We start from the raw sequence: 26151 nt of genomic DNA, 5'->3' as shown, positions 1-26151 counted from the left end.
GAGTTCTCCTTTAAGATACCTTTTTGATTTTAGTAATTCTTCCATTTCTTTTTAGTTCAGCAATTTCGTGCTTACCATAAATTTGAACATTAGGATGATCACCCTTCCCGATGACAGAATGATAAAAACAGTTTGGATGACAAATCTTATCATCCTTTTCCAACTTGCCTAATGACATCTGATAAATCTGTGATCCTATATCGGGCACGCCCCCAGGAGAAACAAACAGTGATATAAATTGTAAAACTTCCATTGAAGCTACGTGAGAACTGAATGCAAAGACATTTTCTCCATTATTGATGACACTCTTATCAGTCATTCCTTTTATATACTCCGGATCATCCAAAAAACCTTCGCTTTCAAGTTTTGCATTTTCTGAATTAAATTGTCCCAAACATTCTAAACAGGTTCTATCGTAACCTACCCTATGTGCACGCCAACTTGCACCAAGTAATTTAGTGTTGGAAGAATTTGTTCGGACTGTTATTCCTCCATCAATTACTGGAATCAAATGTGCATAGGATATAAAATTTAATACCTGTCTTGCCCAAGGTCTATCGACACAACTAAATAATACATCACAGTCAAGAGCAGCTTTGTAGCCTTCTTCTTCACAAATACTAAATTCAACCGGATCAACAAAAATATTTGCTACTGGAGAACTGTTCTTGATTGACCTTGCAATTACCTCAATTTTTGCTTTTCCTATATCAGATTTATATGCACCCTGAGTTCGATCTAAATTTTTTGCTTCCACTGAATCAAAATCAATTAAAACAAAATTTGTAATGCCAGTACGGCAAAGAATTTCTGCAACTATACTACCAACACTACCTAAGCCGACAATTCCAATTTTTAATCTTGAAATATCATCTTGCGTTTTTTGACCCCACGATGAAATAGTTCTTATTTGTGTTTGATTACTGCTTTTTGGTTTTAAAAGTCTATCGTTAAAAGTAACCGATAATTTTTCTCCGATAACTCTAACAGAAATACACCATTTTCTATGATAAGTTCTTTTTATTTTTTCATCCTTAAACCAGAATCTTGCACTCCAGGATTCATCATTACCTAATGTCATTCCCAATAGAGGTGTTCCAGTCATTGCAAAAGCCGTTGTCGATATTCTCTTCTCTGCAATTTCGTCGGGGTAACTCACTCTCTGCCATCCGGGGAACGGATGAGAGTGAAGAAAAACGAGTCCTTCTTTTCTTTCCGATGCAATTTTTGCTGAACGGATTAAATAATTAGAGTAGAATTCTGCATTTCCGTGTACACTTCGTTCATTCTCAAAAGGTAAAATTATTTTGGAGATTATTCCTGTGAATCTTTCACTACCGCTACTTGGAACATATGTAGCAAAACAAAGATCTTCCTGTCCATCAAGTCTTATTAGATGCTTACAGAGTTGTTTGTGAATTTTGTCGGTCAGTATTACACTATAATTATTCATGTCTGTAATAAAAGATTTCGAATATGTGCTAAATACACCTTCACTGTCTTCTTTGTTCTATTCCACTCATTAAATGGACGGCTCCAGTGCCGCCAATCGCTACCGAAACTACTAGAGTGAAGTCCTTGTGATGGATTAATCCATCCTTCATCAATCGGTTTAAAGTGGGGACCGTGCGGACAGTTCAATGGGAAATCTTGAAGATTCTCAAATCCAAGCCATACTTGCTTTCCGCGATTCTTACCTGCATCAACATCATAGATGAAACATACTCTGTTTGGTGAAGGCTCCTGGGGTTCGTATCCAAGAGCCTTTAGTTGTTGAATAAAATCAGACGTTGCCATTTTACCTCACGCTACTGGTGTACCCGCTACGATAGGCAGAAATAAACTTATACCCTGGACATATCATTTCAATCGGCTCATTCGGATTATCTTTATAGGAAACATCATTCGGATAAATTTGTGTAAGATAATAATCGGTTGGATTTAAACCTGCTAATTGGAGTATTTCGTTTGCAGTTAAATAAGATTTGTCTGTTGTCTCGGGCTCCCCATCAACTGTATAATGAAAAACCTCAGGCAGTTTAACTGTGAAGTGCTCAAGCCCAGGTTTGGAAAGATCTACCTTTTCATCAGGACTTATTTTTTCAAAATCACATCCCCTGAATTTCTGATACAAAGTAAAACACTCAACTGGTGTCTTTCCAGCTTTGATTAGAATCTCAGAACCGGCTACTATCGGTTCATTAAACTCTAAAATCATTTCATCGACTTTGATTTTATATTTGTGTTTCTTTTCTACTACTTCCGTTTTCATTTTTTGCACCCTATGTTTGTTTAATAAATATGACATTTGTTGCACCAATGATACATAATTAATTTTTGTTTTACAAATGAAATCTTTGTATTTTTTATGCAACACAAAAAAGAGGTTCAAAATGAAGAAGAATTTAAACGTTGATAAGTTGGGTGAAATGATTAAGTCGAAACGGGGTAATAAAGGATTAAGAGAAACTGCTGCTGAAATTGGAGAGGTTAGTGCTTCAACTTTATCTAGAATTGAGCAAGGTAAGCTGCCTGATGTAGAAACATTCCTAAAACTTTGTGATTGGCTTGAGGTTTCACCAGAGAAATTGAAATACTCTCAACCCCCATCCAGTTCAAAAAGTGAAAAAGAAATAATTGCACATTTAAGGGCCGATAAGAATCTAAAACCCGAAACGGCTTCCTCTTTAATTAAAATGATTGAACTTGCATATAGAGTTGATGGGAAAAAACATTGAAAAGAGGGTTTAAAAGTTGGGCCGAGAAAAAGGCAGAAGAATATAGAATTCTACTTGGTAAAAAATATTATCACTCATTATTTGCAAATGAATTAGCTGACCATCTTGGTTTAAAAATAATTACTCCACAGCATATACCTAATTTATCAAAGAAGGATTCTTCTATACTATTAAATCACGATCATAATAGCTGGTCTGCTATTACAATAAAAAATTACTTAGGTGAATATATTATTATTAGTAATCCCTCCCATTCAAAAAAAAGACAAGAAAGTGATTTAATGCACGAAATGGCTCACATTATTTGTGAGCATACTATGGAAAAAATAAAAATTAGAACTGACTTCCCTTTCCCTTTAAGAGATTATAACACTGAACAAGAGGAAGAAGCAAAGTGGTTTGGAGGATGCTTACAGGTCCCGCGGCGTGCTTTGGTACAAATGATTTATAAAGGGTTGGACATTAATGAATTATCTGATCATTTCAGTGCAAGTATAGATATGATAAATTATCGATTAAGGATGACCGGGGTTGAAAAGCAAATTAATTGGCAAAAAACTTAGATTACTCCAGATTGTGGTGTTTTTATTGACATTTATCTATTATTACAATTACTAGCTATACACGTTACAATTACTTATCTGCGCCTTCCTGTTTTTCATTAGTTTGTTTTGATTCAAAAATAGAATAAATTAGCATAATAAACTATAAATTATACTTCATTATAAACTATAAATACTTAAACATAATAAACTATAAATTGAGCAACAGAATAAACTAAAATAAAATGGCAGCACCAAACGAAAAACTAGCTCAATCCCTTGAAGTGCTAAAGCAGTTCCAGGATAAGGATGGAGTGGCAATAATAAAATCTGATGCACTCTCAAGAACCCATAGAGAGCGATTGTTGAAAAATGGTTTCATTAAAGAAGTGATGAAGGGATGGTACATTTCCAATAATCCACAGGAAAGAAAAGGTGAAAGTACTTCTTGGTATTCATCTTTTTGGAAGTTTTGTTCTGTTTACCTGAATGATCGTTTCGAGAAGGATTGGTGCATTTCGCCCGAACAATCAATATTAATACATTGTGAAAACTGGACGATACCAAAGCAGTTGTTAATTCGTTCTTCCAAAGCAAGTAATAATGTTACCAACCTTTTATTTGATACATCACTTGTAGATGCAGCGCTAACTATGCCTGCAGAAAAAGATATTATTGAAAAGAATGGCATTCGTATTTTCTCATTAACTTCTGCCTTGTTGGCGAGTACACCAAATTTCTTTTTACAAAACCCAATAGATGCCCGGACAGCATTAACTGCTGTAAAAGATGCCTCAGAAATTTTGTCACCGCTTCTTGAAGGCGGTAATAGTGTTGTTGCTGGCAGGCTGGCGGGTGCATTCAGAAATATCGGAAGAGACCGCATTGCTGACGAAATTATTAAAACTATGAAAGCAGCCGGCTATGATATACGGGAAAGTGATCCGTTTGAAAACAAGCTTCAATATACTTTCACAAACCGCACAACTTCTCCATATGTAAACAGAATTAAATTAATGTGGCAGCAGATGCGAGAACCTGTGCTAAAATATTTCCCAAAACCTCCGGGAATTCCCACAGATAAAACTTCTTACTTCAAACATATTAATGATAATTATAAAACAGACGCATACCATTCATTATCTATTGAAGGTTACAGGGTAACATCAGAACTGATAGAACGTGTAATGGGTGGTAACTGGAACCCGAACATAAATGAAAAAGATAATGAGCAGAAAAATGCTCTTGCATCACGTGGTTATTTTCTTGCCTTTGAAGCTGTTAAAAAAAGTATAGCAAAAATATTTGAAGGTGAAAATCCCGGAAAAGTAGCAGACGATGATCATGGTGATTGGTATAGAGAGATGTTTAGTCCATCTGTAACAGCAGGATTATTACGCCCATCTGATCTTGCTGGTTACAGGAATTCACAAGTTTTCATTTCCAACTCAAATCATATTCCGATGAGTTGTAATGGTGTCCGGGATGCAATGCCGGTATTATTCGAAATGCTGCAGGAGGAAAAAGAACCGGCAGTTCGGGCAGTACTCGGACATTTCATTTTTGTTTATATTCACCCTTATATAGATGGCAACGGAAGAATTGGAAGATTTCTGATGAATGTAATGCTGGCATCTGGAGGATTCCCCTGGACTGTTATTCCCTTAGAAAGACGAAATGATTATATGAGTGCATTGGAAATAGCTAGTGTTGAACAAAACATTAATGACTTTGCAAAATTTATCGCAAAACTAGTTTCTAGGGAAGATTAGATATTCTTTCTGTCGGAATTAAGTTTGTTAAATCTATTATTATTATTACAATGTTTTAATCGGAAATAAATTTACTCATAGTTATTTAAACCAACTTCAACTCATTTAGATAAATACTTTTTAACTCCATACTAAACTTAATAAATGCATCTAATTGCTTAATCCTTGATTTTAAATTGTTTTCTTTTTCTTTTTTGAGCCTTTCATCTTTACTTTCTTCACTTTCTGATTCTTCACCAAACAAGCGAATTGCAATTGATACTTCCTCGTCTTTTGGTAGCCCTGATGCAGTCTCAAACCATTTAATTATTTCTTTGTCAGTAGCACTTTGTGCAGCGTATTTAAAAATGTATGAAAGCCAAGCTCGCGCTGCCTCGTCAATTACTAAAGCAATATCTAACCATTTTTTGACATCAGCGGCAATCTTTTTTCTCTTATTAGATTTCAATTCTTTATCAATAGGTGGCTCATAATAATATTGTCTTTTATTGTTAGGGTCTATTCTTTCTAATACTCGAAAAATTGCTTCGAAATTTTCAAAAGGCCTATGACCCGATGGAAGATAAGCTCTATGCTTCCAAAGTTTAAGAATTGTTTCAAAACAGTTTCTCTCAGCTTCTAACTTCTTTTTACCTTTAGCTGATTTTGCAATCCTAATTTGTTCAGCTATATAATGAACCATCCATTTAGATAGCGAATCAATATCTGATTTAGAATTAAGTTCTTTAATAAACTTTTCACCTAATTTTATAACTTTTTTTCTCGTCTCTAAGTTTTCCATGCTGCGAGAGGACAAAAAATTTGAAATGTGGTGGTTTATATCTTGTTTCATCATCATCCCTTGAATATTGCTTATATCTATAATATCGTTGAATTTCTACTTTGTAAATTAATTCACAATTGTGAGTTTTACATAAATTTTTTATGAACTCTAAAGATGCACTTATTCTTATTCCTGTCCGACGAGGATCCTCATCAATCCTAAGTTTTTCCGAACTCCAAATCTCACATATAAATTGTGGTTCCTTTTCATCATTTATATACCAAACTCTTTTCTCCGAATCTGATGACAATTTGAATTCCTTAACAATTGAATTATTTATTTGGTAAGGAGGATATCTAATTTCACCGGAATACGGATCGTGTTTATCTAATCCATTGTCAGTAGAATTTCTCATTATCCAATCAGTTAGTTCAAACGGATATAAACTAAAATTACCGTCATCTCCTTCTCTCTCATTATTAGGCAAATAGGCATCATATGGATTTGAAATAGAACTTAGATAATTTAAAAGAGATTGAGCTGTAGCTTTAGGAACTAATGCGGTAATTATAGAAAAGTTTTCTCTTCGTGTATCATCTGCTTCATCCCAATAACCATCAACTCTTAACCAATATTTTCCATTTATATGAGAAAGTATCCCGTCTAGAAAATCGTAATCAGAAATTTCTGAACGCCAGTTTTCAACATTTTTAATATAATGCCAGTTTCTTTTTTCTAAAGGCACTGGATCTCGTCGATCAGATAGCCAATGCCCGTCTCTACGAGTTAAAATGTGCCTATCAAGCCATTCTTCCCACTCATCTTCATACCAATTTTCTCTATGTACTACGGGAATTATTCTTAGCAGTTTACTTGCAACAACAAACATAGAGTGATAAGATATATAAAAGCCGTAATCATCTGTTCTTGGATAACTACCGTGACTATGCATTGTCTCTCTTTCCCTAGCACTAGAACGCCATATATAATTACGCGGATCAGTTTTATAGCTTCCATCTGTTTTTATTCCCCAATCATTAACTACGACTTCAGTTGCAAGTTCTTCTATTTTCTGCCCTGAAATCCCAAAAACTCGTCCCAATGGTTCGAACCAATAGCGATCAAAATCATATCCAAAATAAAAATTAACTTTTTTATCAGCTATCTTTCTATTAGGCCATATTCCATCAAGACTTTCTTGATATTTCATTTTTCTTCTAGGAAGTTGACTTATACATACGGAACCCAATTTCAGCACTTCCTCATCATTATAAGTATTAGGAAAACTTTTTTCTATGTTAATTGCAATTTCAGCAGAAAATTTTTGAATAAGTATATGAGGTATGGAGTTTAATGCATAGTAAGAAAAAATATCATAGTATTCTCTTAACAATTCCGGTTTATAAATAGAGATTCGAGCTAATGATATTAATAAATACAGACGTGCATGAAGATTGTAGAAAGGAAATTTTTTACTCCCAAAAGCATCTACTTTATCTTCTTTCATCCAACTAATTAGTGATTCTATTTCCGATTTGCATCCGATGTCTGCAAGCCTCCTTATACAGTGTGCTGCCTGCCAACGAATTTCAGAACGAGGAGATCCTAATGCTGCCCATATAAAACCCGTAAGAGCAACACTTACGTTTTTGGGAGGAGATAACCATTTGGACCAATTTCCATCAGCATATTCTTTATCAATATGCATTTCAATTCTTGTTAATCCAAAATCGAGTAGTTCGATTGCTTCTTGTGCGGTAATTTTATAAGCTACTAGCTCAGTAAATCCAAAAAATGTTTCTGCATCATTGAGATCATTTTCATTACATAATCCTTCAAGAATTCCCTCCTGAATTATAGGTATTACATCTTCTTTTTCAGAAATAGTTTCTAAAAAATATTTTAAGGTATAACGATTGGTTAATTCAGTAGGAAAACGTTGACCAATTGATTTTAAAATATTCTCCCAGTTGTATTTTACACTTGCCTTTTGCTTCCAATATTTTGGCATTAATGAAAAGGCATATTTAAGTTCATACAAATTAATGTTTTCAGTATATATCAGAGCCTTTAAAAATTTTAGAACAGCATTATCTGCTGTTCTCTTAAACAATTCTTCCCAAAATGTATTTGAAATATGATGTTCTTGTGAATTAGAATTAAGACGAGTTATGGCCTGATCAATCCCATAACTTGATGCAAGATCTAAACCACTAAATATTTTTTCCCAATCATATTTTTCTTGTTTAGTTATTTGGTTATAGCTAAAACTTTCTTTTTTGTCTTTGTCAAATAAAAAGTGTCTTACCTCCTCCTTTTTATCCGAATAAAATAAAAGAACCTTATCTAGCTCTTTAGACCCGAGTGAAAATTTATGAGCAATGTCTTTCATCGTTTTCCAGGTTTCTTCATTTGTTTCTTTAAGTCGGAGATCGTGAATAGCTTGATCAAACAAATATTGACGTTTATTTTGTTCATTTTCTTTTTCAATACAGAGTGATAGAAATTCATCAAGCATAAATCCGTCCAGAAATGCTGAAAGAGACCAGGCAGATGAAGAAGGTATACTTTTATTTGATACAATTTCACAGGCTAAGGCGAAAAGCTGTTCTTTAAACCATCCGACATCTCTATCTCTCCATCTACTTAAAGCAGCTAAAGCTGAACTTGGTGATAATCTTGTACAAATTCTAATCGCCTCATTTCTATTCCAATGTTTTTCTTCTACATAATCACCAACTAATTCAGCACTTCGAATAAATCTATACGTCAGTTCTGGAGTTACGTCATTTCCCTGTGCACTTCTATTTGCAAGCGTAACAATTGCTTGCCAGCGTTGTACTATTTCATCACCAAATTTTGATACGGCTTCAATTGCATTATTAAAATATGTAGCGGCATCTTCTCTGCTTACGGGAAGTACAGACCGTGCCAGATCAACATACCAATCTGCTTTTGTTTCAGGAGCTTCATCGGTTGTTGAAGAAATTAGTTCATAAGCTGACTGTTCTATTTGCATCCTGATTTCTGAAAGATGGTCTAAACGAAAGGAACAACGCGTTGCTTTTATTAGGTCCTTAATCCAAATTTTATTTTCTGATTTGAGCTTTCTATTAAAAAATTCTTCTATGAGAATATTGCCGCTACTATGCATTAACGATAAAATTTCATAAAGTAATTTTGATATTTCATAAGGAATATTATCATTTTCTCCCCACCTGTGTGTTAACGAACTTCTTGATTTTTGCTCTGAATTTTCTATTTCTTTATTGAAATCAATTGTTCTGTTAGTAAGCATCTTTGCTCGTAGTATATACCATGGTAACAATCCACCAATTACTTCATTAAACTCTCTAACTTCATTTTCATTTTTATACTTATTCTTCTTTTTATCTTTTAGAAATTCCTTTGGAAGTAAATCTTCTAAATTAAGGTCGCTTGAATTAAGTACAGATTTCAGTGCAACAGCACGTAAATAAGGATCACGTTCATTCATTTGAAATCTTTCATAAATCCAACGAGGTGCTCTTGGGGCAAAATAAAAACGGATCACTTTCAAGATCTTTGCCTTTGAAAGATTGTTAGCAGCGCACATCTCTATGAAAGAGATTATAGCAGAATAAGTTGTATCATTATATGAAGAACCAAGCTTTAGAATTTTAGCTTGTTTATTACAAAGTAGATTCAAACAATTTTTTAAAGCGGTTGCGTTTATAAATCTTCCTACTTCTAAAAGTTCACGAGATATGGCAATCATCAGATATGGGTTGGTAGACCCAGCATTAGCTATCTTCTGAATCTCATTAAATTTGCCGCCATCAACGAGCCTTCTAATAAACTCTGATGAAATACGATAGACTACTTCTGGAGGACGCCAGCTTTGAATGAAATTGACGACTTCTTCACTTCCAAATAAATTGAAATGTGCAAATATTAATTCAACAATTTCTTCATCTCTTAATTTTTCATTAAGATTATCATTTTTATTTTGCTTACGTTCTTCAAAATATATATGAAGCCAATTTTCAGCTGATCTTAAATATCCTCTTGCTTCACCTTTGAAATCATTAACCGAAGATAACAATGCAGCGGAATAAACATTTTCTGAACCATTCCAATTACCCTTTAATATCCTTCTAAAAGCTAATTCTTGAACTTTCTGATCGCTTTGCAGAGGTGCTATTAAATCAACATTTTTCATAAACAGATCAAGTTGTCGCTTATCTCCAGCTACTTCTTCCCCAGCGCGTAGAGCTAGCTTTGCAGCATCGGCAAAACGGTTTAATCTGAGTGAAGCTTTAAACGCAAATTGGAGACGATAAACTCGAACATTACGTTCATCGATAGGGCTGTTTACTGGAAGTAATTCATCTGAAATTGCGAGTTTTATCAATTCATCATACATTCCTGCTCGCAAAAATAGAGCGGGTAATGTCTCAGCTACATATGTGTATGTATTGGCAAGTGACTTCAAGCAAGATATATATGATGTTATTTGTTCCGCAGTTGCTGAAAACTTTTGCCTAAACCAGGTTTCCGTTGGTTCATCTCTAAATTGAACTGAATTATCTGTAATCCAAAGTGGCCTACCTAAATCAAAAACAAAACTTCTTACTAGTCCTTCATTTACACCAGCAGCTGTGGCAAGAATATTAATAGGTATAAATGGTGGTAACGTTACAAGCCCTGTACAAATTGCATCAATACTATTCTGATAATTATTTGGTAATTTTTCTTTAACAAAGGATATAGCTGAATCAAGTTGTTTTTCTATCTGTCTCTCAATTGTGGTACCTGATGGACCCAAGCTCACCAATACTTCTTCAATGTTTTGATAACCAAAATTCAATGCGTTTGCTTGCACTCGTGGATTGCCATTATTTGTCAAACGATGAAATTCTAATCCATCTTGTTCAGATGCATTCGGGAAATAATTTCTAAGATGTGTTAGTGTTTCAATATCCGAAAAGGGTTTTAGTTCTAGTTGTAGAATTGTATGGGATGGCTGTAATAAATTTATTCGTTCAGTTCTGCATAACTCAACAAGCCTACATCCATTCGGCAGTTGTTCTTTCAATAAATCTCTAGCAAAACAATGATCTTTATTAATTTCTGCAGCCATTTCCGCATTGTCTGCTGCATCAATTAAAATTACTAGCACCGCCTTTTCATTTCGTTTTCTTAATGATCTAACTGCAGTTTCAATTCTAGATAAGAAGCTTCTCAAAATCTCATCATCTTTGGTGTAAGATTTTGCAATAAGTGGGTTACATAATCCTTTCATTGCAAGTTCATTTGCAATTTGAATAAGAGCATCGCAATGACGATGCCTGAATTTGCTTCTATTTAAATAACTACCTCGACCAAAGCAATCATAGATTATTCCTAGTGAACCATTTGGTAAAGATTGAGTGATCTGGTATGCAAAAATAGATTTTCCAACACCACCAGCAGCATGAATTATTATAGAAGTTGAAGTATTTAAAATATTAGCTAAGTATTCCTGATGCTGTTTCCGAAGAATCGGAGTATCAATTTTTTCTAACTCGTATGGAGCAGGGTATAAATCTCGTTCAGATGTAACCTCAAAACGAAGGAGAATATCCTCTCGAGTAATTTTTCCATTTGAATTGGGTAAAGCTTTTTCCTGTATTAGATTTATCACATTATTGATTTGCGGATTATCAACTGTGCCTGCTACAAATTGTGATATTTCAGATTGGAGCTCAAAGTGTTGTGAATTATAATCACCCTCGCCATCAACAAACTTAATCAAACTGCAAAATTCTTCAAGATCATTTCCATTTAAGTTTGCGTATTTCTCAAGAGTACTTATGAAACGAGCATTCACGGTTTGATTAAGGGCAACAGAAGTAATGTTTTTCTTCAGAATTTCAGAAATCGGCCTGTTTGTTACAATCGAGAAAGTTACTACATAATTCTTTTGCAGTTTGTTTTTTTTAGAAGATATCTCAGAATATCTCTTAGCAAATCCTTCAAATGTAACTTTCAAATCACTTAAGTTGAACGGTTTCTTTTTCCTTACAGTAGTATATTTTAGTTGGATATATTCTATTTTTTGGGTATTTGATTCAGGTACAAAGGAATATTCAGCAACATCAATTACACATTCACCAGCCAACTTGTTCTCATTAGAGCCCTCAATTACAATCGATTGTATAGGAGATTTTGGATAAATCATTCTAAGACAACGGCGAGCTGCCCAACGATAATGGAAAGCATCACCTGCTTTAGAATATCTTACAAGTTTATTTTTCATATATAAAATTGAGATCTAGAGAAAATGCTTTTTCCAACAATGATCAAACCCCCTCACCCCACCACTTTCTTCACCAACTTATCTATCTCCTTCATCTCCTCGACAAGGTGTTTTTTTACGTCGAGACGGAGTTTGCCGAGACGCGTGGCGGTTAGTTCTTTTTGCGGTGGATTGTCCTGTAAATATTTTGCTGCTTTTTTGTGTGCTCGCTCGCTTAGATATGCAAGCTTTTGATGCACTTCGTTTGTTTCATCAAAGCGTGGGAAGTATATGTCGAGAATCTTTTTGTGCACATCCCTTGCACCAAATAAACCTCGTGACTGAAAATCTTTCATTAATTCGTTTGGAATTTTTGAGTTCAGTATTGCTGACAAATAAAATGCCTCAGATAAATTATCTGTATAGAAACAATAAGTTTTATTCTCAACAAAAAATGTAAAATCATAATCGTCTCTTTCGATTACCAGTGAATTAGCATCTTTTGCAGATGAATTGTACAAGACTAAATAAGGTGCAACAAGATTTTGGTCAGTTAATTTATTCTGCCAGTTCAAATAATCTTCACTTGAAATATTCCTGTTCTTTTCAGTTCTCAGAAGTTGCCAGGTATTCTCAACATTACTAAACCACTTCGAAGCATTCAAATTTCCCCCTTGCATCAATTCATTCGCAGAATGCAACTCTATTTCTATCCTTCCCACATTATTCTTCTCTATTAAAATCGGAAGAACAACCAGATCAGGTTTATATAAAGCAAAAGGCAAAATACTTTTTGCAAGTGCAGTTCTAAAAATGAATCTGCTTTCAACCTTACCCGAAAATGTTAAGCCTTTCCAAGGTTTTTTCGAATCTGCATCAATTGTCGTTGTTGTCTTTATATTAATTATTCTCCCTTCAAAATCTTCGGGCAGCTCCTGAGTAATATCAACAAAATAAAATACTCGTGGATAAATTGTAGCTCCATTTTTGAACAAATTCTTATACGGATTTTCACTTTGTTGCTTTTTACTTTTTCTTATTGAGAATGCAGAAGCTTTTCCCTGTTTAACATAATACCATTTAACCGGTTCTTCTGCAATCATTTCTTTAGCAGTTATTAGGTTACAGTTATGTTCAGTTAGTTTCCCGCTAAATACATTTCCTTGTAAACTGGAGAAAGGAACTTTATTCTTTTCATATCTCTCAGCAAAGAAAACAGAGCTTGGAATTCTGAACAATGGAGAAACATCTTTCAAATCCCAAATTTGTTTAAGCTTAAAACCAATAGCTTTCCCACTTCTTGTGTTATCGTGGTGATCTGCACTAAAGAAACTTCTCGGCAGAACAAAAGCAATCTGTCCTTTGTCATTCAAAAAATAGCTGCTGCAGTAGGCTAAAAATATAGCAGCAATTTCAAGATGAGGAAAGTTTGCAACTTTAACCGGCTTCACTTCATATTTATCAGCCAGTGCGTTGAGTATGTTTTGATAATCTTCATTCCTTATCGAGCTGTAAGTAAACCAGGGCGGATTGCCGATAACATAATCAAACTTACCGGCAAGGAAATAAGGTTTGTAAAGGTTCTGCACAATAAACTTCCAGATGCTGTCTCTTCCTTTTTCTTTTACAGATTTAAGTCCTGAATATATTTTATAGAAGCTTTCAATTACCTGCTTGTTAGCGCCAGATTTATTTCCGTTTTTTGCGAAATGCTTTCTGAAAATGTTCTCAAATACTTCCTCAGTCTCTTTCTTTTTCCCCATAGTCTGCTCGGCAAGATCATCACAAATTCCTAGCGCCTCATCAAACAGTTTAACATCTTCAAGTATTTGCGTGGTTAAGTGATACTTTTCTTTGTCAATGTTCAGAAGAAACTCATTGCCGAAAAGGTTCTGCACTCCTTCGGGTGCAAGAAGTGTGTTTGCAAGAATTATGTTTAAGTAAACAGGTTTCTTTGCATTTATAATTTCTTTTCCGAGAGCAAGAAGTAAAGTCGTTTTGGCTATCTGCACACTAAGCGGATGGATATCTATTCCATAAATCTGCTCGTTCAATTCTTCAACTGTTCCTCCGGGATTAAGCTCTTTAATTCTGTGAATAGCTACTCTTAGAAACGAACCACTTCCACAGGCAGGATCGAGAATTTTGTCAGTCTTTTTAAATTCAAATTCTTTTACAATTCTTTCACAAAGCCAGTCAGGAGTGTAATACTCACCGAGAGAGTGTCTTGTATCAATGTCAATTAGTTCCTGGTAAACACCCTTCAGTACATCTTCATCAACATTATCAAAATCGAAGTTTGAAATTTCCTGTGCAATCAGTCTGAATACTTTTTTTAAGTTGTTAAAGCTTCGGTCGGTATTAATCCAGTGGAAGAAATCGTTATCAACAAAATTTCTGATATTATACCTATTGAAGATTGAACCGTCGAGAATTCCTTTCAGTTCAGAGTCGTCGATGTATTCGTCATTTGAAACAACACTATACGCAAGCATCTTTGAAAAAACGCTAAGATAAGTATGAATGAGAAAAACACTATCTCTTACATCAAATGAACCGTATGCAATGCTTAAGAATTTTTCCCATTGATCATAAGAGACCTGGACTTCTCCAAACTTTTTAGCTTCTTTAAACCACTTCTGCAGCTCACGGAACGATTCAATAAATATATGGCTCTGATAACCGAATGCTTCTTCAATTCTTTTAAGGGTTGCGCGCTGTTTCTCTTCTTTGAAAAGAAATCGATCAATCCAATAATAGAACTCATCAGCATTTCTTTCAGTGAGGATAAACGATGCACTTTTTATTTGATTGAGAATGAGTTCGTGTTCCTGCAAAGTTTCAATTTTGTCAAGGCAGGAGACATCAGAGCAAAAACGTTCCAATTAATAAAATCCGAAGCTATCAGAGTAAAGTTATAACCTTCACCGGAACGTAATTGTCCAAGCAGATACCCACTAAGCTGTTCTGTAGCGTGGTCGAATGTAACTTTTAGATCATTTTCAAATTCAATTAATATGTGATTGTAAAGAGTATCTGCACTTCCTTTGTGGATTTTGTCTTTGCGGGGTATGTTCAGGATAGTTTTTTCTGCACCCAAAGTAATCTTATCAATCAGTTTTAATAATTCTTTTTCGTTTGCATAAAGTCTATTTAGTAAGTCTTTGAACGCTTCTTTTTTGGTGGACTCTTTATTAGCCTTTTTAACTTTCTGCAGGTATTCTTGAATTAATTCTGTTTTTAGATCAGCCATAGATTATTTATTGAAGTGTATCACATTTAAATATTTCACTGTAAAAATAAGGAATACTCCCGTTTAAGTGAATAGGAATTAATTACAAAAGGAGAATTGATAAAATTGGGTATAAGAAGGATAGTATTAACAATTAATTGGAGTTACTATGTCTTCTTTCACCATTGGTTGCGACCCAGAGCTCATCTGCCGTCGCAACGGTCAGTTTGTTCCCGCTCATAATTACTTCAAATCTCAGTCTTCATTTGGGCTCGACGGTTGCGAAAGCACGGCAGAGTTGCGCCCCGGTTTTTCAGAATCACCCGTTGATCTGACTTCAAAGATCTATCAGATTCTAGATTACGGTCACGAGAAAGCGCCGGAACTTGAGTTCTATGCCGGACATTTCCAGGATAGTTATGCTATCGGAGGTCATACTCATTTTGCAATTGAATCAACCACTCAGATTATTGAAGCACTTGATTGTGTTCTCGGAAGTCTCTCTAACTGCATCGATGATAAAATTCAAAGACAAAAAAGAGAACGGAGTGGTTATGGTAAACGAGGTTCATATCGAAAGAAACAATATGGATTCGAATACCGGACTCCGGGTAGTTTTCTGCTCTCCCCTTCTGTTACTCTTGTTCATCTTACTCTTGCTAAGCTTGCAGTAATCGGAGTGCTTGAGGATAAAATAAATTTCGTTGAACTTAAGAACGGTCATCACAGCTGCACATTTCTTAAACAGCTCAAACATAATCTTCATACAATACCATCTGATTGTGAAGAAGGTCTTAAAGAGCTTGATACTCTACTTGGTAAAAAGTTGAACTGGAACGTCGATATTTTACCTGGATGGGGCTTAAGGAGGGTAGCTTAAATATGCACTGCACAAATTGTGATGAACCAATAAATGATTATACTATCAGGTGGGCAAATGATCTGCCCTTCTGTGAGGAGTGCTGGGATGAGCTTTACAATTACTGCTCGAGATGTGACAGCGTTATCTTAAGAGAAGCTACACAATACGATTGCAACGGAGATCCACTCTGCTGCGATTGTTATGACGATAATTATGATGATGACTGTCCCGACAATCCACCTGTGTCTGAATCAGATCGTGAGCTTGTAGTTAAACTTTCAAGATGCTGGCTTCAGGGTAAAGTAGAAACCAGAAGACCAATCTATATCAATGAGAAGGATCTTCTTCTCAAAACCATTAAAGATAAAGTCGGACTAGTTGATAATCCGATATATCTCTTTGGTCTTGTGGATAGAGATGAATACCAGATATCAGCTAGTTCTGATCTGTTTGAATCGATCCAGCAGTATATATTAATTAATAATATATTAGCCACGGTAGTTTCAACGCCAGGATGCAATCGTCTGGGTATTAGTCTCTCACTTCGCAAGAATAATCAACAACAGATTGTTGAACTGATCAAATCAATTACAACTGTTAAAGAAACAGTTCCAGCCTAACCAATAACAAAAACGGAGTTTTAATATGTGTGGAATAATGGGATTTTATTCCTTCGGGAATACTCTGCCCGATAGAGAAAAAATAACAACAATGTTTTCATTACTTGAATCCCGCGGCAGAGATGCTTGCGGGTTTGCTTTTATTGAGGACAATAATCTCATAGTTCATAAGAAGCCGATAAAATCATCAGAACTTATTAAAGAAGCGGATTGGAAAAGCCTCACTCTTCCAAAAGTGATGATTCTTCATACAAGAATGAAAACACAAGGAAGTGAGAAGAATAACGCTAACAATCACCCGCTGTTTTCAAAGAACGGAATTGCAATAGTTCACAACGGAATAATTTATAACGACAAGGAGATAATCGGCAAAAAACAGAGGGACGGAGAAGTTGATAGTGAATCCATTCTTCATTTGCTTACTGCAAAAACAAAAAGTGACAGATTAAAAAGATTATTTGACAGAATTGAAGGTTCATTTGCTGTTGCTGTCATTGACAGGAATGATCCTGAAAAACTGATTCTGATAAAGAAAGATAATCCGATTGATCTGTATTACGATTTCAGGAGTGATATCCTCTACTTCTGCAGTGAACGAGAAATAATGCAGCAGTCACTGAACATCGAATCAGTTACTCAAAGAGGATTTAATCTTGGAGAAAAGGACTTCCATTTTTATGAGATGCAGAACAATTATGCACTCATCATAAACAAAGACGGAGTTGAATCCTACCAGAAATACTATCCAGCAAAAAGCAGATGGTTTGACCGAAGATATAATTACCCGATAAAATCTGATTTTGATGAGATGTTGATTGAATGTCCCTGGTGTTTCTGTCAGACCACATATTATGACGGAAAGTTGTTCAACAAATGTGAAGTCTGCGGTATGGGGATAAATGAGGAGGACTTATATGTGTTATAGTCCAAAGATTCAACCTGAACTCGTCAGAAAACTTTACCTGCTTAAGCATTCGAGTAAACCAAAGACACCAATGACAAAATTAGTTAACGAAGCAATAGAAGAATATCTGGAAAGGAAAGAAAATGGAAAGCAAGAAAATGATACGAATAGCAATGAGACTAACAGAATCAATAATTGAAATCCTGAAGGAAGAATTCGGAGACGATAAGAAAGGAAGAAGAAAAAATGCGCAGAGGAAGAAATCGCTGGTTAAAAAAAGCAGCTAAGACTGCAGGTAAAATCGCAATTGAAATAGTAATTATAATCATCACCAGAAGATGGAAAGGAGGATTGCCTTGGAAGTAAACTTCATTGATGAAATGCTGATGGAGATTGAAGCAGCCGAGGAAAAGCAGACTGAAGCAGGTTATGATCTGATGCTTCTGGCTATAAAAAAATACCAGTCAGATATCTCTCACAATTTTGAAGAGAGTGAAAAAGAGATCGCAATGATAAGAAATTTCATTATCCGGAAGAATGCCCAGATTCAGGAAAGAATCAACTGGCTTGAGAAAAAACTGGAAGCATATATTCGTGAGCGAGGAGATAAAACTATCTCCCTTGCCAATGGAACGCTCAGGATGCATAAGAAACCTGATCGTATCGAAGTAGAAGACTTGGGACTGTTTCTAAAGAAAGCCAGACCTGAAATGCTGACAGTTATTCCGGAGCAGGTAAAGCCAAATCTCTTAGCAATAAAAAGTCATATCAAGACTAGGTCTACTCCACCGGGAGTTAAAGTAATAGAGGGTCAGATTGAATTTAGCTATTCATTAAATAAAGAGGAAGAAAATGCCGGAAAAGAAACCGAAACTGGAGCTCGAATTAAACAAGCCAGTTAGAATCGAATTGATGAACGAAAATTGTCTACAAGGAACATCACATTACGGAGAATACTATCTTTACTCTGTTCGCAATGGGAATGGTCAGGAATATAGCTTCTTCCCTGATAAGGAAGTTCACGAAAAGATCAAAGATCTCAGACGAGGTGATAAAGTGGAGATCTGTAAGCGTGCTGAACAGAAAGGAACAAAGATCGTCACAAGCTATGAAGTAAAAGTCTTGTCCAACCATTCAGCTTCATCAAGTCCTACTCAGTCAAGTAAAGATAATTACTTCGAGACAATGTTGACCTCTTACCAGGACGCTCAGAAAATACAGGAAGAGCTGAATGGGATGGTCGATGTAAATCGGATCGCAATAACTCTTTTCATTGCGAGAAGCAAGATCTCACCTAACGGATACAATTAGGAGAGGCAAATATGCCAGAAGAAATATATGTGTTCATTGAAGATGGCAGGATTACAGAGCTCAAGACTGAAGCTAAGAATATCAAAGTAATCATTATCAATCTGGATAAAAGGAAGAAAGGCGAAGAGCCTGTCATTGAGTTCTATGAAACAGAGCTAAAAAAAAGAGAGTTCTCACTAAACTGAAAGATTCGTTCAGAATATTCAATCGATAATGCCAGGCAATTAGTCTGGCATTTTTATTTAATAAACAAAGGAGATGTAATGAAATATTTATTTTCATTAGTGCTTATACTATTGATTAGCTGTAGTTCAACAAATAATATCAGCTGGAATGAAGAGAATGGATATGTTATTATTCAGCTTACTGAAATAAACCCGCTAGTTGAAACTTATTACGCAGAGATTACACTTGAGTTAGGTAGAAGGATAGCAGTTGAGCTTGGATTACCTGATAAGAATGGAACGTTTCGATTAAAGAATAACTTCGGAAGGTTCACTGATATCAAGTTGTATTCAAATCTTGATCTTGAATAGGGAGGGAAATCCCTCCTTTAGCTTGAATATTTTTTAATAAAAAAATTTGATTTAAGAATCGATTGCATTTTGAATTTGCACCTAAAAAATACTTGACTGTTATTCCATTAAAGTAAATATAAAATTGTACCACACTTTATTTGAGATATAAAACGGTCTATTTAAGCAATACCATTTTCTTAGAATCAACAAAACCACCAGCTTTTAGAGTATAGAAGTAAACGCCGCTTGGTAGTTCTGATCCATCAAACTGAACATTATAATTTCCGGGTAGTTTTTCACCATTTACAAGTGTTTTTACTTCTCCGCCTATAACATCATATACAATGAAACTGACATTCGAAGCACTGGGCACAGAATAATTTATTGTTGTTACAGGATTAAAAGGATTGGGATAGTTTTGACTAAGTTGGTATTCAGTTGGGAAAATATAATTTGAATGATAATCAATTCCCGTTACAAAATCCGTTTTGTAAATACCGCTTGCTGAACCTGTATATATGAAATTATTATCAGTTGAAATATTTCTAATGGTGCTGGAATAGTTTATTGGCTGAATCACAGGTAAATTTTCTGAACCAGGAATTAATCTCCAGAATAGAAGTTCATTATCAGAATAAAATAATCCTTCATCCGTCAAAGCATAAAGCACAGATGTTTTTTCATCCTGATAAAAAGACATAAATACTGCATTTGATGTAAACTCACCTCCCATATCATACCATGTGATACCACCATCATTTGAATACTTTATATGTTGATAACCAAATAGATAAATTCGGTCAGGTATAACAATGTCAACAAATACTAATGATACTTGCGGTCCCGATAAGTTTTGCCATGTATTACCTCTGTCCGTACTGCGTCTAAAAAATTCTCCTGCTGAAGCTCCACTAATGTAAAGAGTATTAGGATTTATTTTATCTAAAGCAAAAGTCATTACTATTCCGAATTCTTGTTCGCCGGGACAGCATTTGTATTCCCAATAATTTCCAGCATCTGTTGTTTTATAGAACAATTCAATGGTTTCCCATTCATGACCACGGGTATGAGTTATTACATAATATTCGTTTGGGTCTATAGGCGAAATAATAAAATCTGTAATAGGTGCATCTCCCGGAGTCCCAATTGAATCCCAGCTTAAACCATTATTCGTTGTTCTAAATAAATATCCTGTTTGATAATATGGTTTTAAAATGAAAATTTTTGAACTGTTATTTTTATCTATTGAAAATAAAGTTACAGTCTTATTGCCCAATGAACTATCAAGTTTTTCCCAAGTTTGACTTTGATCAATTGACTTATATAATCCTGAATTATCGTTAATTGAAAGATCGCGTGTACCTGCCCAGATAGTATCCCCTCTTACTTCTAATCCGTAAATAATCATTGAATCCAAACCGACAAACTCCCATTCCTGGGATTTGGTTGGGGTTGCAATTATAAATAGCAGCAAGCTAAAAGAAATTATTTTTGTTTTCATCTTATAATAGCAATTTATGTTTGCACTTGTTTTCAACTTAACAATTATTAATAAAATTACAAATGGAAAAATTGTGAGAGATAAAGGTCTTTTTATAAAATAATTTAATTTGTACTTCTTCAATAAACAAAATTAGAACTAGTAGACAGCAATATTGAAATTGAATAATAAAATGTTACGCAGATATATTACTCATTTATTACCGACTTAACTGAGGAATATGACTTTTCTTAAATTCAAAAGATCAACAATCTCTGTCTGAAGTTTTCTAATTGTCATACGCCCGATCATTGGTTCCTTAATAAGTTCGTTATAATCAACATTGAGTAAATCAAGTATGCATTTTATTTTTTTCTTTTTTCAAAATGCTTGTTTAATAAATTTAGGTAGTTTAATGTAAGATATATCCTGGCTAGCCAGATTAAAATATATTTGTGTTGTTGCGAAATTATCTCTAAGTAATGGGAAGTATTTCCCCACAAAACAGTCTGTATCCGTAAATGTAGTTAAAAACTCTTTTGGTTCTGTTGCTACTAAGCAATCTTTTATCTTCTTTAGATTTTCAAGTATTATTATTCTCGATTTTACTATAGTTCTCTCTCCAATATTCCTATTTCTTAAAATCGAATTGGTTGCTGTATTTAATAACTCTTCGAGTGTAAAAATGTTCTGTTTGTTAGCATAGAATTTTAATTTTAATGGCAAATCAATTGTTCTAAGATATATTTGTCTTAAATGCTGATTATTAATATTGCGAGTATTATACGTACTGAAAAATTTTGATTCTGTTACAAGCTTAACAATATCTTCAAAATTATTATTTTTGGTTGCTTTCATAATTAGTTGCAATTATTTAAAGTATCCTGAATCTTCCATCTAAGAAATCATTTGGATTATTCGGATCAAAGTATCCTTCTTCTTTATCAGCATAAGCAGCTGGATTATTATCAAAGACTTTTTTGCAGGTTATACAGCAGAAATAGTATTTCTCGTTTTTATAGATACTCATACCTTTTGCATCATTTATATTGATTCTCTCCCCACAAACAGGATCTCTTTCCCATTCAACTTTACTAGGATTTTTCTCACCCTTTTTGTTTGCTGGAATGCCATCAATATACTTATCCATATTTTTATCGAACTCCTCTTTACAAGTCTCACAACAGAAATAATATTTCTCACCATTTACATCACTAACCTTACATCCTTCAGTAGTTATTAAATACATCCCACAAACAACATCACGTATAAAATTTTCCTGATTCATTTTATCATCACCTTCCAGGGAAATACTCAGTAAAAGGGAATTTATTGCACAATCAATTTCCCTTTTACCATTCCCATTCCACATTGAAATCCATATTCACCCGGTTTATCAATTTTCAATTCGACCGGAATTGTTTTAAATGGTGTAAGAGTTGCTTTTTTATTAAAATCAGAGAAAACAACCTCTTCTGTACAGGCGGCTGTTTCTTCTCTTATAAAATTTAATTTTATTGGTTTGCCCGATTCAAAAATCAAAACATCCGGCATATAGCCGCCTTTTACTTTTATTATAGCTTCCTGAATCCCGCCTTCTGCAGTCTGAATTTTTACTGCTTTCTTTTCTGAAAACCAGAAATACCAGGCAACCCACGTTGATAAAGTAAGTCCACCTATAATTACTAATATTTGATCGAGTGCCATTTTATAATTTCCTTTCTCGCTATACTTTCGCTTTAAATCTTCTTAACCTATTTGCATTGCTTACAACCGTAACTGAGCTAAATGCCATCGCTGCTGCGGCAATAAGTGGGGAAAGCAATAATCCGAAAAATGGATACAGCAATCCGGCGGCAATTGGCAATCCGAGTCCGTTGTAAAAGAATGCGCCGAATAAATTTTCTTTTATATTTTTCATAGTTGCTTTTGAAAGCTGAATAGCCAGAACAACTCCTTTAAGACTTCCTTTAATTAAAGTGATATCAGAAGCTTCAATTGCCACATCAGTTCCGGTTCCTATAGCCAAACCAATATCTGCCTGAGCTAAAGCTGGTGCATCGTTTATTCCATCGCCAACCATTGCAACTTTCTTCCCTTCATTTTGAAGTTTCTGCACGTTGAAGGCTTTATCTTCAGGAAGAACTTCCGCAAGAACTCTATCAATACCTACTTGCTTTCCAATTGCATTTGCAGTTCTGCTGTTGTCACCGGTAATCATTACTACTTCCAAACCAAGCTTTTTAAGCTGTGTAATTGCTTCTTTTGAATCCGGTTTAATAATATCTGCAACAGCAATTATACCGGCAGCTTTATTATCAATTGAAACAAACATCGGTGTTTTTCCTTCATCGGCAAGCTTACGGCTCTTTTCTTCCAAGCCATTAAGTTGTATAGAAAATTTGTTCATCATTTTAAGATTTCCAAGGAGGACTTTTCTTCCATTAACATTTGCTTCAACACCGTGGCCTGGAACTGCGTTAAATTCTTTCGGATCATTAAGGGTTAGATTTTTATCCTCAGCACCTCTTACAATGGCTTCTGCCAATGGATGTTCTGAAGATCTCTCAACGCTTGCACTAAGTGCTAACACCTCATCTTCCTTAAATCCGTTTGAAGTAATCACATCAGTTAGAGAAGGTTTTCCTTCGGTTATAGTTCCTGTTTTGTCTAAAACTATTGAGTCTAATTTTTGTGCAGTTTCCAAAGCTTCACCACTTCTGATTAAAATTCCGTTTTCAGCACCTTTGCCAACACCAACCATTAAAGAAATCGGTGTTGCCAAACCAAGTGCACACGGGCAGGCAATTACAAGAACAGTCACAAAAACAATCAAAGCATAAATTAATTGAGGAACAGGGCCAAATACATACCAGATAACAAATGAAAGAATTGCAAGAATAATTACTGTCGGAACAAAATACCCGGAAACATTATCTACCACTCTCTGTATCGGTGCTTTTGAACTTTGAGCTTGTTCGACCATCTGAATAATTTGAGCAAGAGCAGTATCTTTTCCAACTTTTGTTGCTTTAAACTTGAATGAACCGGTTTTGTTTATAGATGCACCAATTACTTCATCACCTGTGCGTTTTTCAACAGGGATAGATTCGCCTGTTAACATTGATTCATCTACAGAAGAGGAACCGTCAATAATGACTCCATCCACTGGAATCTTTTCGCCGGGTCTTACAATTATTATATCATCGAGCACTACTTCTTCAATAGGAATATCAGTTTCCCTTCCATTTCTTTGAACACGTGCAGTCTTTGCCTGCAATCCTATTAGTTTTTTAATTGCCTCCGAGCTTCTTCCTTTTGCTTTTATTTCCAAAGCCATTCCTAATACAACCAATGCCGTTACAACAGCAGTTACATCATAAAATACTTCAGCCAATTCAGCCTCCGGAAAGATATCCGGTAACAGAACCGCAACAGTAGAATATACCCAGGCAGCGGAAATTCCAATTGCAATAAGTGTGTGCATATTAGCAGAACGGTTTTTAAAGGCAGCCCAGGCACCTGTAAAGAATTGCGAGCCCGACCATAATAGAACCGGAATTGTAAGGATTCCCATTCCCATCCATATATACATAAGTAAATCAGTGCCTTTTTGAAACTCAGCAGGTAAGCCCCACAGTTTAGGGTAACTGAAAAGAATGACCGGCAGAGAAACAATTGATGCAAAAATAAATTTCCTCATCAAAGTTTTATATTCTTTTTCGCGTGCAAGCTGGTTTTCATCAACCGGTTCTTCAACCTTTCCTTTAGTTTCTTTTTCTATAGTTTTCTTTTCTTGTTTGAACCCTTGAATGGGATAAGTTTCATAGCCGAGTTTTTCAATTACATCTTTAAATCGTCAAGTTGTATTAAACCAGGTACGTATTTTATAATTGCCGATTCAGTTCCAAGATCAACACTTGCAGAAATAACTCCACTTTTTTGCTTCAATTCTTTTTCAATTTTAGAGACACACGATCCGCAATACATTCCTCTTATTCCTATCTTCAGAGTTGACTGTCCTGTCTGATAGCCGGCTTTTTAATTGCCCCGATAATCTCTTCGATGCTGTTTCACCGTTCATATATTCAACGTGTGCCATCTCTGTTGCATAATTAACACGAGCTACTCTAATACCAGGCAACTTCTTTACTTCTTTTTCAATTGTATTTACACACGAAGTGCAGTGCAAACCATTTATTGGTAAAGTAAGTTTTTCTATTCCATCACTAGTTGTTCTGTATGTTGGTTCAACTTTATTCATTTTTTCAATGTAACTGTTCAGATCGAGGGCAAATTTATTCTGGCAATTTTCAGAACAGAACTCATATCGTTTACCATCCAAATCAATATAATATTCCGAGGGTGTTTTCACTTCCATTCCACATACCGGATCGTGTGTCATATAATTATACTCCTTTCAATAATTAGAGTTGGTGATTTTTTAATGATGAGATTCATGATCTGAATCGTTCATATTGCTATCAGAATCACTGCCGGTATTTTGACTCATCATTCCACAGTTCATCATTCTTTTACTTTTATCACCCATCATTATTTCCCGCTGTGATTCATCGCTACCCCTCATCTTACTGCATTTGTTCATAATCATATTGTTGTCACTCATCTGCATCATATTGCCCATCATTCCATGCGAACCTTTTCCTGACATGTTGTCCATCATTTTACAACTATTCATCATTTCAGTGGTGGAATATTTAGTGTATTGATTCAGATATACTTCAAAGTTTATCTGCTGATCTTCCGGCAATACTTTGTTTATTTCTGCCAGCTCATCTATACGAAGATCATCAAGCTTTCCCCTTACATCACGTATTTTCTGACGGAAACCCTTGACCTCGTTTAGATCAATTTTTTCATTCAGACTATAATTGTACGCCTTTGTCTTTAACAGGTTAAGTTCCTGACGGAGTGAGAGAGTTTTTTCACTATACTTCACATTTATCTGGTCAATTTTTTCAGCTTGTTCCTTAGTTAGTTGATCGGTATTAAATGTATATTGACCACATTGATCACTGTTTTCACTAGCCCCATGAGAGAAAACAGGAATTGATATAAGCAATATACCTGCAATTGCAAGTATTGCTATAGCTGAGAAATTTTTTATTTGAAACATTTTTAAGCTCCTT

The 26151-nt window shown here is 34.9% G+C and carries 24 protein-coding genes and 1 pseudogene; 11 read left to right on the top strand and 14 right to left on the bottom strand.

Annotated elements, in window-relative coordinates:
• Positions 1 to 10: 10 nt before the first annotated feature.
• From IPM14_15565 to IPM14_15555, 3 genes are read right to left on the bottom strand one after another with little or no spacing between them, the layout of a single operon-like run.
• Complete coding sequence (locus IPM14_15565; GenBank protein ID MBK9099498.1) at positions 11 to 1453, bottom strand: ThiF family adenylyltransferase; 1443 nt, start codon at positions 1451 to 1453, stop codon at positions 11 to 13.
• Complete coding sequence (locus tag IPM14_15560) at positions 1450 to 1797, bottom strand: hypothetical protein (protein MBK9099497.1); 348 nt, start codon at positions 1795 to 1797, stop codon at positions 1450 to 1452. The genes IPM14_15565 and IPM14_15560 overlap by 4 nt, the downstream gene beginning before the upstream one ends.
• 1 nt (position 1798) lies before the next feature.
• Positions 1799 to 2272 carry a multiubiquitin domain-containing protein gene (locus IPM14_15555; GenBank protein ID MBK9099496.1) on the bottom strand — a complete coding sequence of 158 codons (474 nt, stop codon included), beginning with the start codon at positions 2270 to 2272 and terminating at the stop codon, positions 1799 to 1801.
• Positions 2273 to 2393: 121 nt separating this feature from the next.
• Here IPM14_15555 and IPM14_15550 point away from each other — a divergent pair, with 121 nt between their 5' ends.
• The 3 genes from IPM14_15550 (at position 2394) to IPM14_15540 (ending at position 5052) form a co-directional block, all read left to right on the top strand.
• Complete coding sequence (locus IPM14_15550) at positions 2394 to 2738, top strand: helix-turn-helix transcriptional regulator (GenBank protein ID MBK9099495.1); 345 nt, start codon at positions 2394 to 2396, stop codon at positions 2736 to 2738.
• On the top strand, positions 2735 to 3301 hold the full coding sequence (locus IPM14_15545) for an ImmA/IrrE family metallo-endopeptidase (GenBank protein ID MBK9099494.1): 567 nt from the start codon (positions 2735 to 2737) through the stop codon (positions 3299 to 3301). Before IPM14_15550 ends, IPM14_15545 begins: the two co-directional genes overlap by 4 nt.
• A gap of 224 nt (positions 3302 to 3525) precedes the next feature.
• A complete protein-coding gene (locus IPM14_15540) occupies positions 3526 to 5052 on the top strand; it encodes a Fic family protein (protein ID MBK9099493.1) in 1527 nt (508 codons plus the stop codon).
• Between the two features lie 85 nt (positions 5053 to 5137).
• Here the strand turns inward: IPM14_15540 and IPM14_15535 are convergent, their stop codons facing one another.
• Genes IPM14_15535 through IPM14_15520 form a run of 4 tightly spaced genes read right to left on the bottom strand, consistent with a single transcriptional unit; the run spans position 5138 to position 15327 of the window.
• Positions 5138 to 5884, bottom strand: coding sequence for a hypothetical protein (locus IPM14_15535; GenBank protein ID MBK9099492.1), 747 nt, complete (start codon positions 5882 to 5884; stop codon positions 5138 to 5140).
• A complete protein-coding gene (locus IPM14_15530) occupies positions 5790 to 12095 on the bottom strand; it encodes an ATP-binding protein (protein ID MBK9099491.1) in 6306 nt (2101 codons plus the stop codon). Before IPM14_15530 ends, IPM14_15535 begins: the two co-directional genes overlap by 95 nt.
• A 53-nt stretch (positions 12096 to 12148) precedes the next feature.
• Positions 12149 to 14959 carry an SAM-dependent DNA methyltransferase gene (locus IPM14_15525; protein ID MBK9099490.1) on the bottom strand — a complete coding sequence of 937 codons (2811 nt, stop codon included), beginning with the start codon at positions 14957 to 14959 and terminating at the stop codon, positions 12149 to 12151.
• Positions 14878 to 15327, bottom strand: a complete 450-nt coding sequence (locus IPM14_15520) for a hypothetical protein (GenBank protein ID MBK9099489.1) — start codon at positions 15325 to 15327, stop codon at positions 14878 to 14880. Before IPM14_15520 ends, IPM14_15525 begins: the two co-directional genes overlap by 82 nt.
• A 148-nt stretch (positions 15328 to 15475) precedes the next feature.
• On the opposite strand from IPM14_15520, the gene IPM14_15515 reads away from it, so the two are divergent.
• From IPM14_15515 to IPM14_15480, 8 genes are all read left to right on the top strand, one after another.
• Positions 15476 to 16186, top strand: coding sequence for a hypothetical protein (locus IPM14_15515; GenBank protein ID MBK9099488.1), 711 nt, complete (start codon positions 15476 to 15478; stop codon positions 16184 to 16186).
• A 2-nt stretch (positions 16187 to 16188) separates the two neighbouring features.
• Complete coding sequence (locus IPM14_15510; protein ID MBK9099487.1) at positions 16189 to 16788, top strand: hypothetical protein; 600 nt, start codon at positions 16189 to 16191, stop codon at positions 16786 to 16788.
• A 25-nt stretch (positions 16789 to 16813) separates the two neighbouring features.
• Positions 16814 to 17713, top strand: coding sequence for a hypothetical protein (locus IPM14_15505; GenBank protein ID MBK9099486.1), 900 nt, complete (start codon positions 16814 to 16816; stop codon positions 17711 to 17713).
• Positions 17714 to 17835: 122 nt separating this feature from the next.
• Positions 17836 to 17979: a hypothetical protein gene (locus IPM14_15500; GenBank protein MBK9099485.1), complete on the top strand. Its 144-nt coding sequence runs from the start codon at positions 17836 to 17838 to the stop codon at positions 17977 to 17979.
• Positions 17980 to 18048: 69 nt separating this feature from the next.
• Entirely contained in the window at positions 18049 to 18594 is a 546-nt protein-coding gene (locus tag IPM14_15495; GenBank protein MBK9099484.1) for a host-nuclease inhibitor Gam family protein, read from the top strand.
• The gene (locus IPM14_15490) at positions 18545 to 19003 is read left to right on the top strand and encodes a hypothetical protein (GenBank protein MBK9099483.1); all 459 of its coding nucleotides are present in this window, start codon (positions 18545 to 18547) and stop codon (positions 19001 to 19003) included. The genes IPM14_15495 and IPM14_15490 overlap by 50 nt, the downstream gene beginning before the upstream one ends.
• A gap of 11 nt (positions 19004 to 19014) precedes the next feature.
• Complete coding sequence (locus IPM14_15485; GenBank protein MBK9099482.1) at positions 19015 to 19188, top strand: hypothetical protein; 174 nt, start codon at positions 19015 to 19017, stop codon at positions 19186 to 19188.
• A 78-nt stretch (positions 19189 to 19266) separates the two neighbouring features.
• Positions 19267 to 19539, top strand: a complete 273-nt coding sequence (locus IPM14_15480; protein MBK9099481.1) for a hypothetical protein — start codon at positions 19267 to 19269, stop codon at positions 19537 to 19539.
• A 157-nt stretch (positions 19540 to 19696) separates the two neighbouring features.
• Here IPM14_15480 and IPM14_15475 read toward each other — a convergent pair whose 3' ends face one another.
• From IPM14_15475 to IPM14_15445, 7 genes and pseudogenes are all read right to left on the bottom strand, one after another.
• The gene (locus IPM14_15475) at positions 19697 to 21022 is read right to left on the bottom strand and encodes a T9SS type A sorting domain-containing protein (GenBank protein MBK9099480.1); all 1326 of its coding nucleotides are present in this window, start codon (positions 21020 to 21022) and stop codon (positions 19697 to 19699) included.
• Between the two features lie 360 nt (positions 21023 to 21382).
• A complete protein-coding gene (locus IPM14_15470; GenBank protein MBK9099479.1) occupies positions 21383 to 21859 on the bottom strand; it encodes a hypothetical protein in 477 nt (158 codons plus the stop codon).
• Positions 21860 to 21875: 16 nt separating this feature from the next.
• Positions 21876 to 22373 carry a YHS domain-containing protein gene (locus IPM14_15465; protein MBK9099478.1) on the bottom strand — a complete coding sequence of 166 codons (498 nt, stop codon included), beginning with the start codon at positions 22371 to 22373 and terminating at the stop codon, positions 21876 to 21878.
• A complete protein-coding gene (locus tag IPM14_15460; protein MBK9099477.1) occupies positions 22331 to 22708 on the bottom strand; it encodes a cupredoxin domain-containing protein in 378 nt (125 codons plus the stop codon). Before IPM14_15460 ends, IPM14_15465 begins: the two co-directional genes overlap by 43 nt.
• 19 nt (positions 22709 to 22727) lie before the next feature.
• A pseudogene (locus IPM14_15455) lies at positions 22728 to 24991 on the bottom strand (copper-translocating P-type ATPase).
• On the bottom strand, positions 24966 to 25406 hold the full coding sequence (locus IPM14_15450; protein ID MBK9099476.1) for a YHS domain-containing protein: 441 nt from the start codon (positions 25404 to 25406) through the stop codon (positions 24966 to 24968). The pseudogene IPM14_15455 and the gene IPM14_15450 overlap by 26 nt, the downstream one beginning before the upstream one ends.
• Positions 25407 to 25445: 39 nt before the next feature.
• Entirely contained in the window at positions 25446 to 26138 is a 693-nt protein-coding gene (locus IPM14_15445; protein ID MBK9099475.1) for a hypothetical protein, read from the bottom strand.
• Positions 26139 to 26151 lie beyond the last annotated feature (13 nt).

This window comes from bacterium, assembly GCA_016716565.1.
Taxonomy (GTDB): domain Bacteria; phylum Bacteroidota; class Ignavibacteria; order Ignavibacteriales; family Ignavibacteriaceae; genus IGN2.
The sequence above is the reverse complement of the archived record's forward strand: the minus strand, read 5'-3'. Positions and strand labels throughout refer to the sequence as shown.

What these genes read in the sequence shown, in the direction of transcription:
- IPM14_15500 (MBK9099485.1), top strand. Translation starts at nt 17,836, where the DNA reads ATGGAAAGCAAGAAAATGATACGAATAGCAATGAGACTAACAGAATCA.
- IPM14_15535 (MBK9099492.1), bottom strand. Translation starts at nt 5,884, where the DNA reads ATGAAACAAGATATAAACCACCACATTTCAAATTTTTTGTCCTCTCGC.
- IPM14_15565 (MBK9099498.1), bottom strand. Translation starts at nt 1,453, where the DNA reads ATGAATAATTATAGTGTAATACTGACCGACAAAATTCACAAACAACTC.
- IPM14_15505 (MBK9099486.1), top strand. Translation starts at nt 16,814, where the DNA reads ATGTGTGGAATAATGGGATTTTATTCCTTCGGGAATACTCTGCCCGAT.
- IPM14_15515 (MBK9099488.1), top strand. Translation starts at nt 15,476, where the DNA reads ATGTCTTCTTTCACCATTGGTTGCGACCCAGAGCTCATCTGCCGTCGC.
- IPM14_15480 (MBK9099481.1), top strand. Translation starts at nt 19,267, where the DNA reads ATGAAATATTTATTTTCATTAGTGCTTATACTATTGATTAGCTGTAGT.
- IPM14_15490 (MBK9099483.1), top strand. Translation starts at nt 18,545, where the DNA reads ATGCCGGAAAAGAAACCGAAACTGGAGCTCGAATTAAACAAGCCAGTT.
- IPM14_15510 (MBK9099487.1), top strand. Translation starts at nt 16,189, where the DNA reads ATGCACTGCACAAATTGTGATGAACCAATAAATGATTATACTATCAGG.
- IPM14_15555 (MBK9099496.1), bottom strand. Translation starts at nt 2,272, where the DNA reads ATGAAAACGGAAGTAGTAGAAAAGAAACACAAATATAAAATCAAAGTC.
- IPM14_15560 (MBK9099497.1), bottom strand. Translation starts at nt 1,797, where the DNA reads ATGGCAACGTCTGATTTTATTCAACAACTAAAGGCTCTTGGATACGAA.
- IPM14_15475 (MBK9099480.1), bottom strand. Translation starts at nt 21,022, where the DNA reads ATGAAAACAAAAATAATTTCTTTTAGCTTGCTGCTATTTATAATTGCA.
- IPM14_15550 (MBK9099495.1), top strand. Translation starts at nt 2,394, where the DNA reads ATGAAGAAGAATTTAAACGTTGATAAGTTGGGTGAAATGATTAAGTCG.
- IPM14_15530 (MBK9099491.1), bottom strand. Translation starts at nt 12,095, where the DNA reads ATGAAAAATAAACTTGTAAGATATTCTAAAGCAGGTGATGCTTTCCAT.
- IPM14_15465 (MBK9099478.1), bottom strand. Translation starts at nt 22,373, where the DNA reads ATGTGGAATGGGAATGGTAAAAGGGAAATTGATTGTGCAATAAATTCC.
- IPM14_15540 (MBK9099493.1), top strand. Translation starts at nt 3,526, where the DNA reads ATGGCAGCACCAAACGAAAAACTAGCTCAATCCCTTGAAGTGCTAAAG.
- IPM14_15485 (MBK9099482.1), top strand. Translation starts at nt 19,015, where the DNA reads ATGCCAGAAGAAATATATGTGTTCATTGAAGATGGCAGGATTACAGAG.
- IPM14_15450 (MBK9099476.1), bottom strand. Translation starts at nt 25,406, where the DNA reads ATGACACACGATCCGGTATGTGGAATGGAAGTGAAAACACCCTCGGAA.
- IPM14_15520 (MBK9099489.1), bottom strand. Translation starts at nt 15,327, where the DNA reads ATGGCTGATCTAAAAACAGAATTAATTCAAGAATACCTGCAGAAAGTT.
- IPM14_15460 (MBK9099477.1), bottom strand. Translation starts at nt 22,708, where the DNA reads ATGGCACTCGATCAAATATTAGTAATTATAGGTGGACTTACTTTATCA.
- IPM14_15470 (MBK9099479.1), bottom strand. Translation starts at nt 21,859, where the DNA reads ATGAAAGCAACCAAAAATAATAATTTTGAAGATATTGTTAAGCTTGTA.
- IPM14_15445 (MBK9099475.1), bottom strand. Translation starts at nt 26,138, where the DNA reads ATGTTTCAAATAAAAAATTTCTCAGCTATAGCAATACTTGCAATTGCA.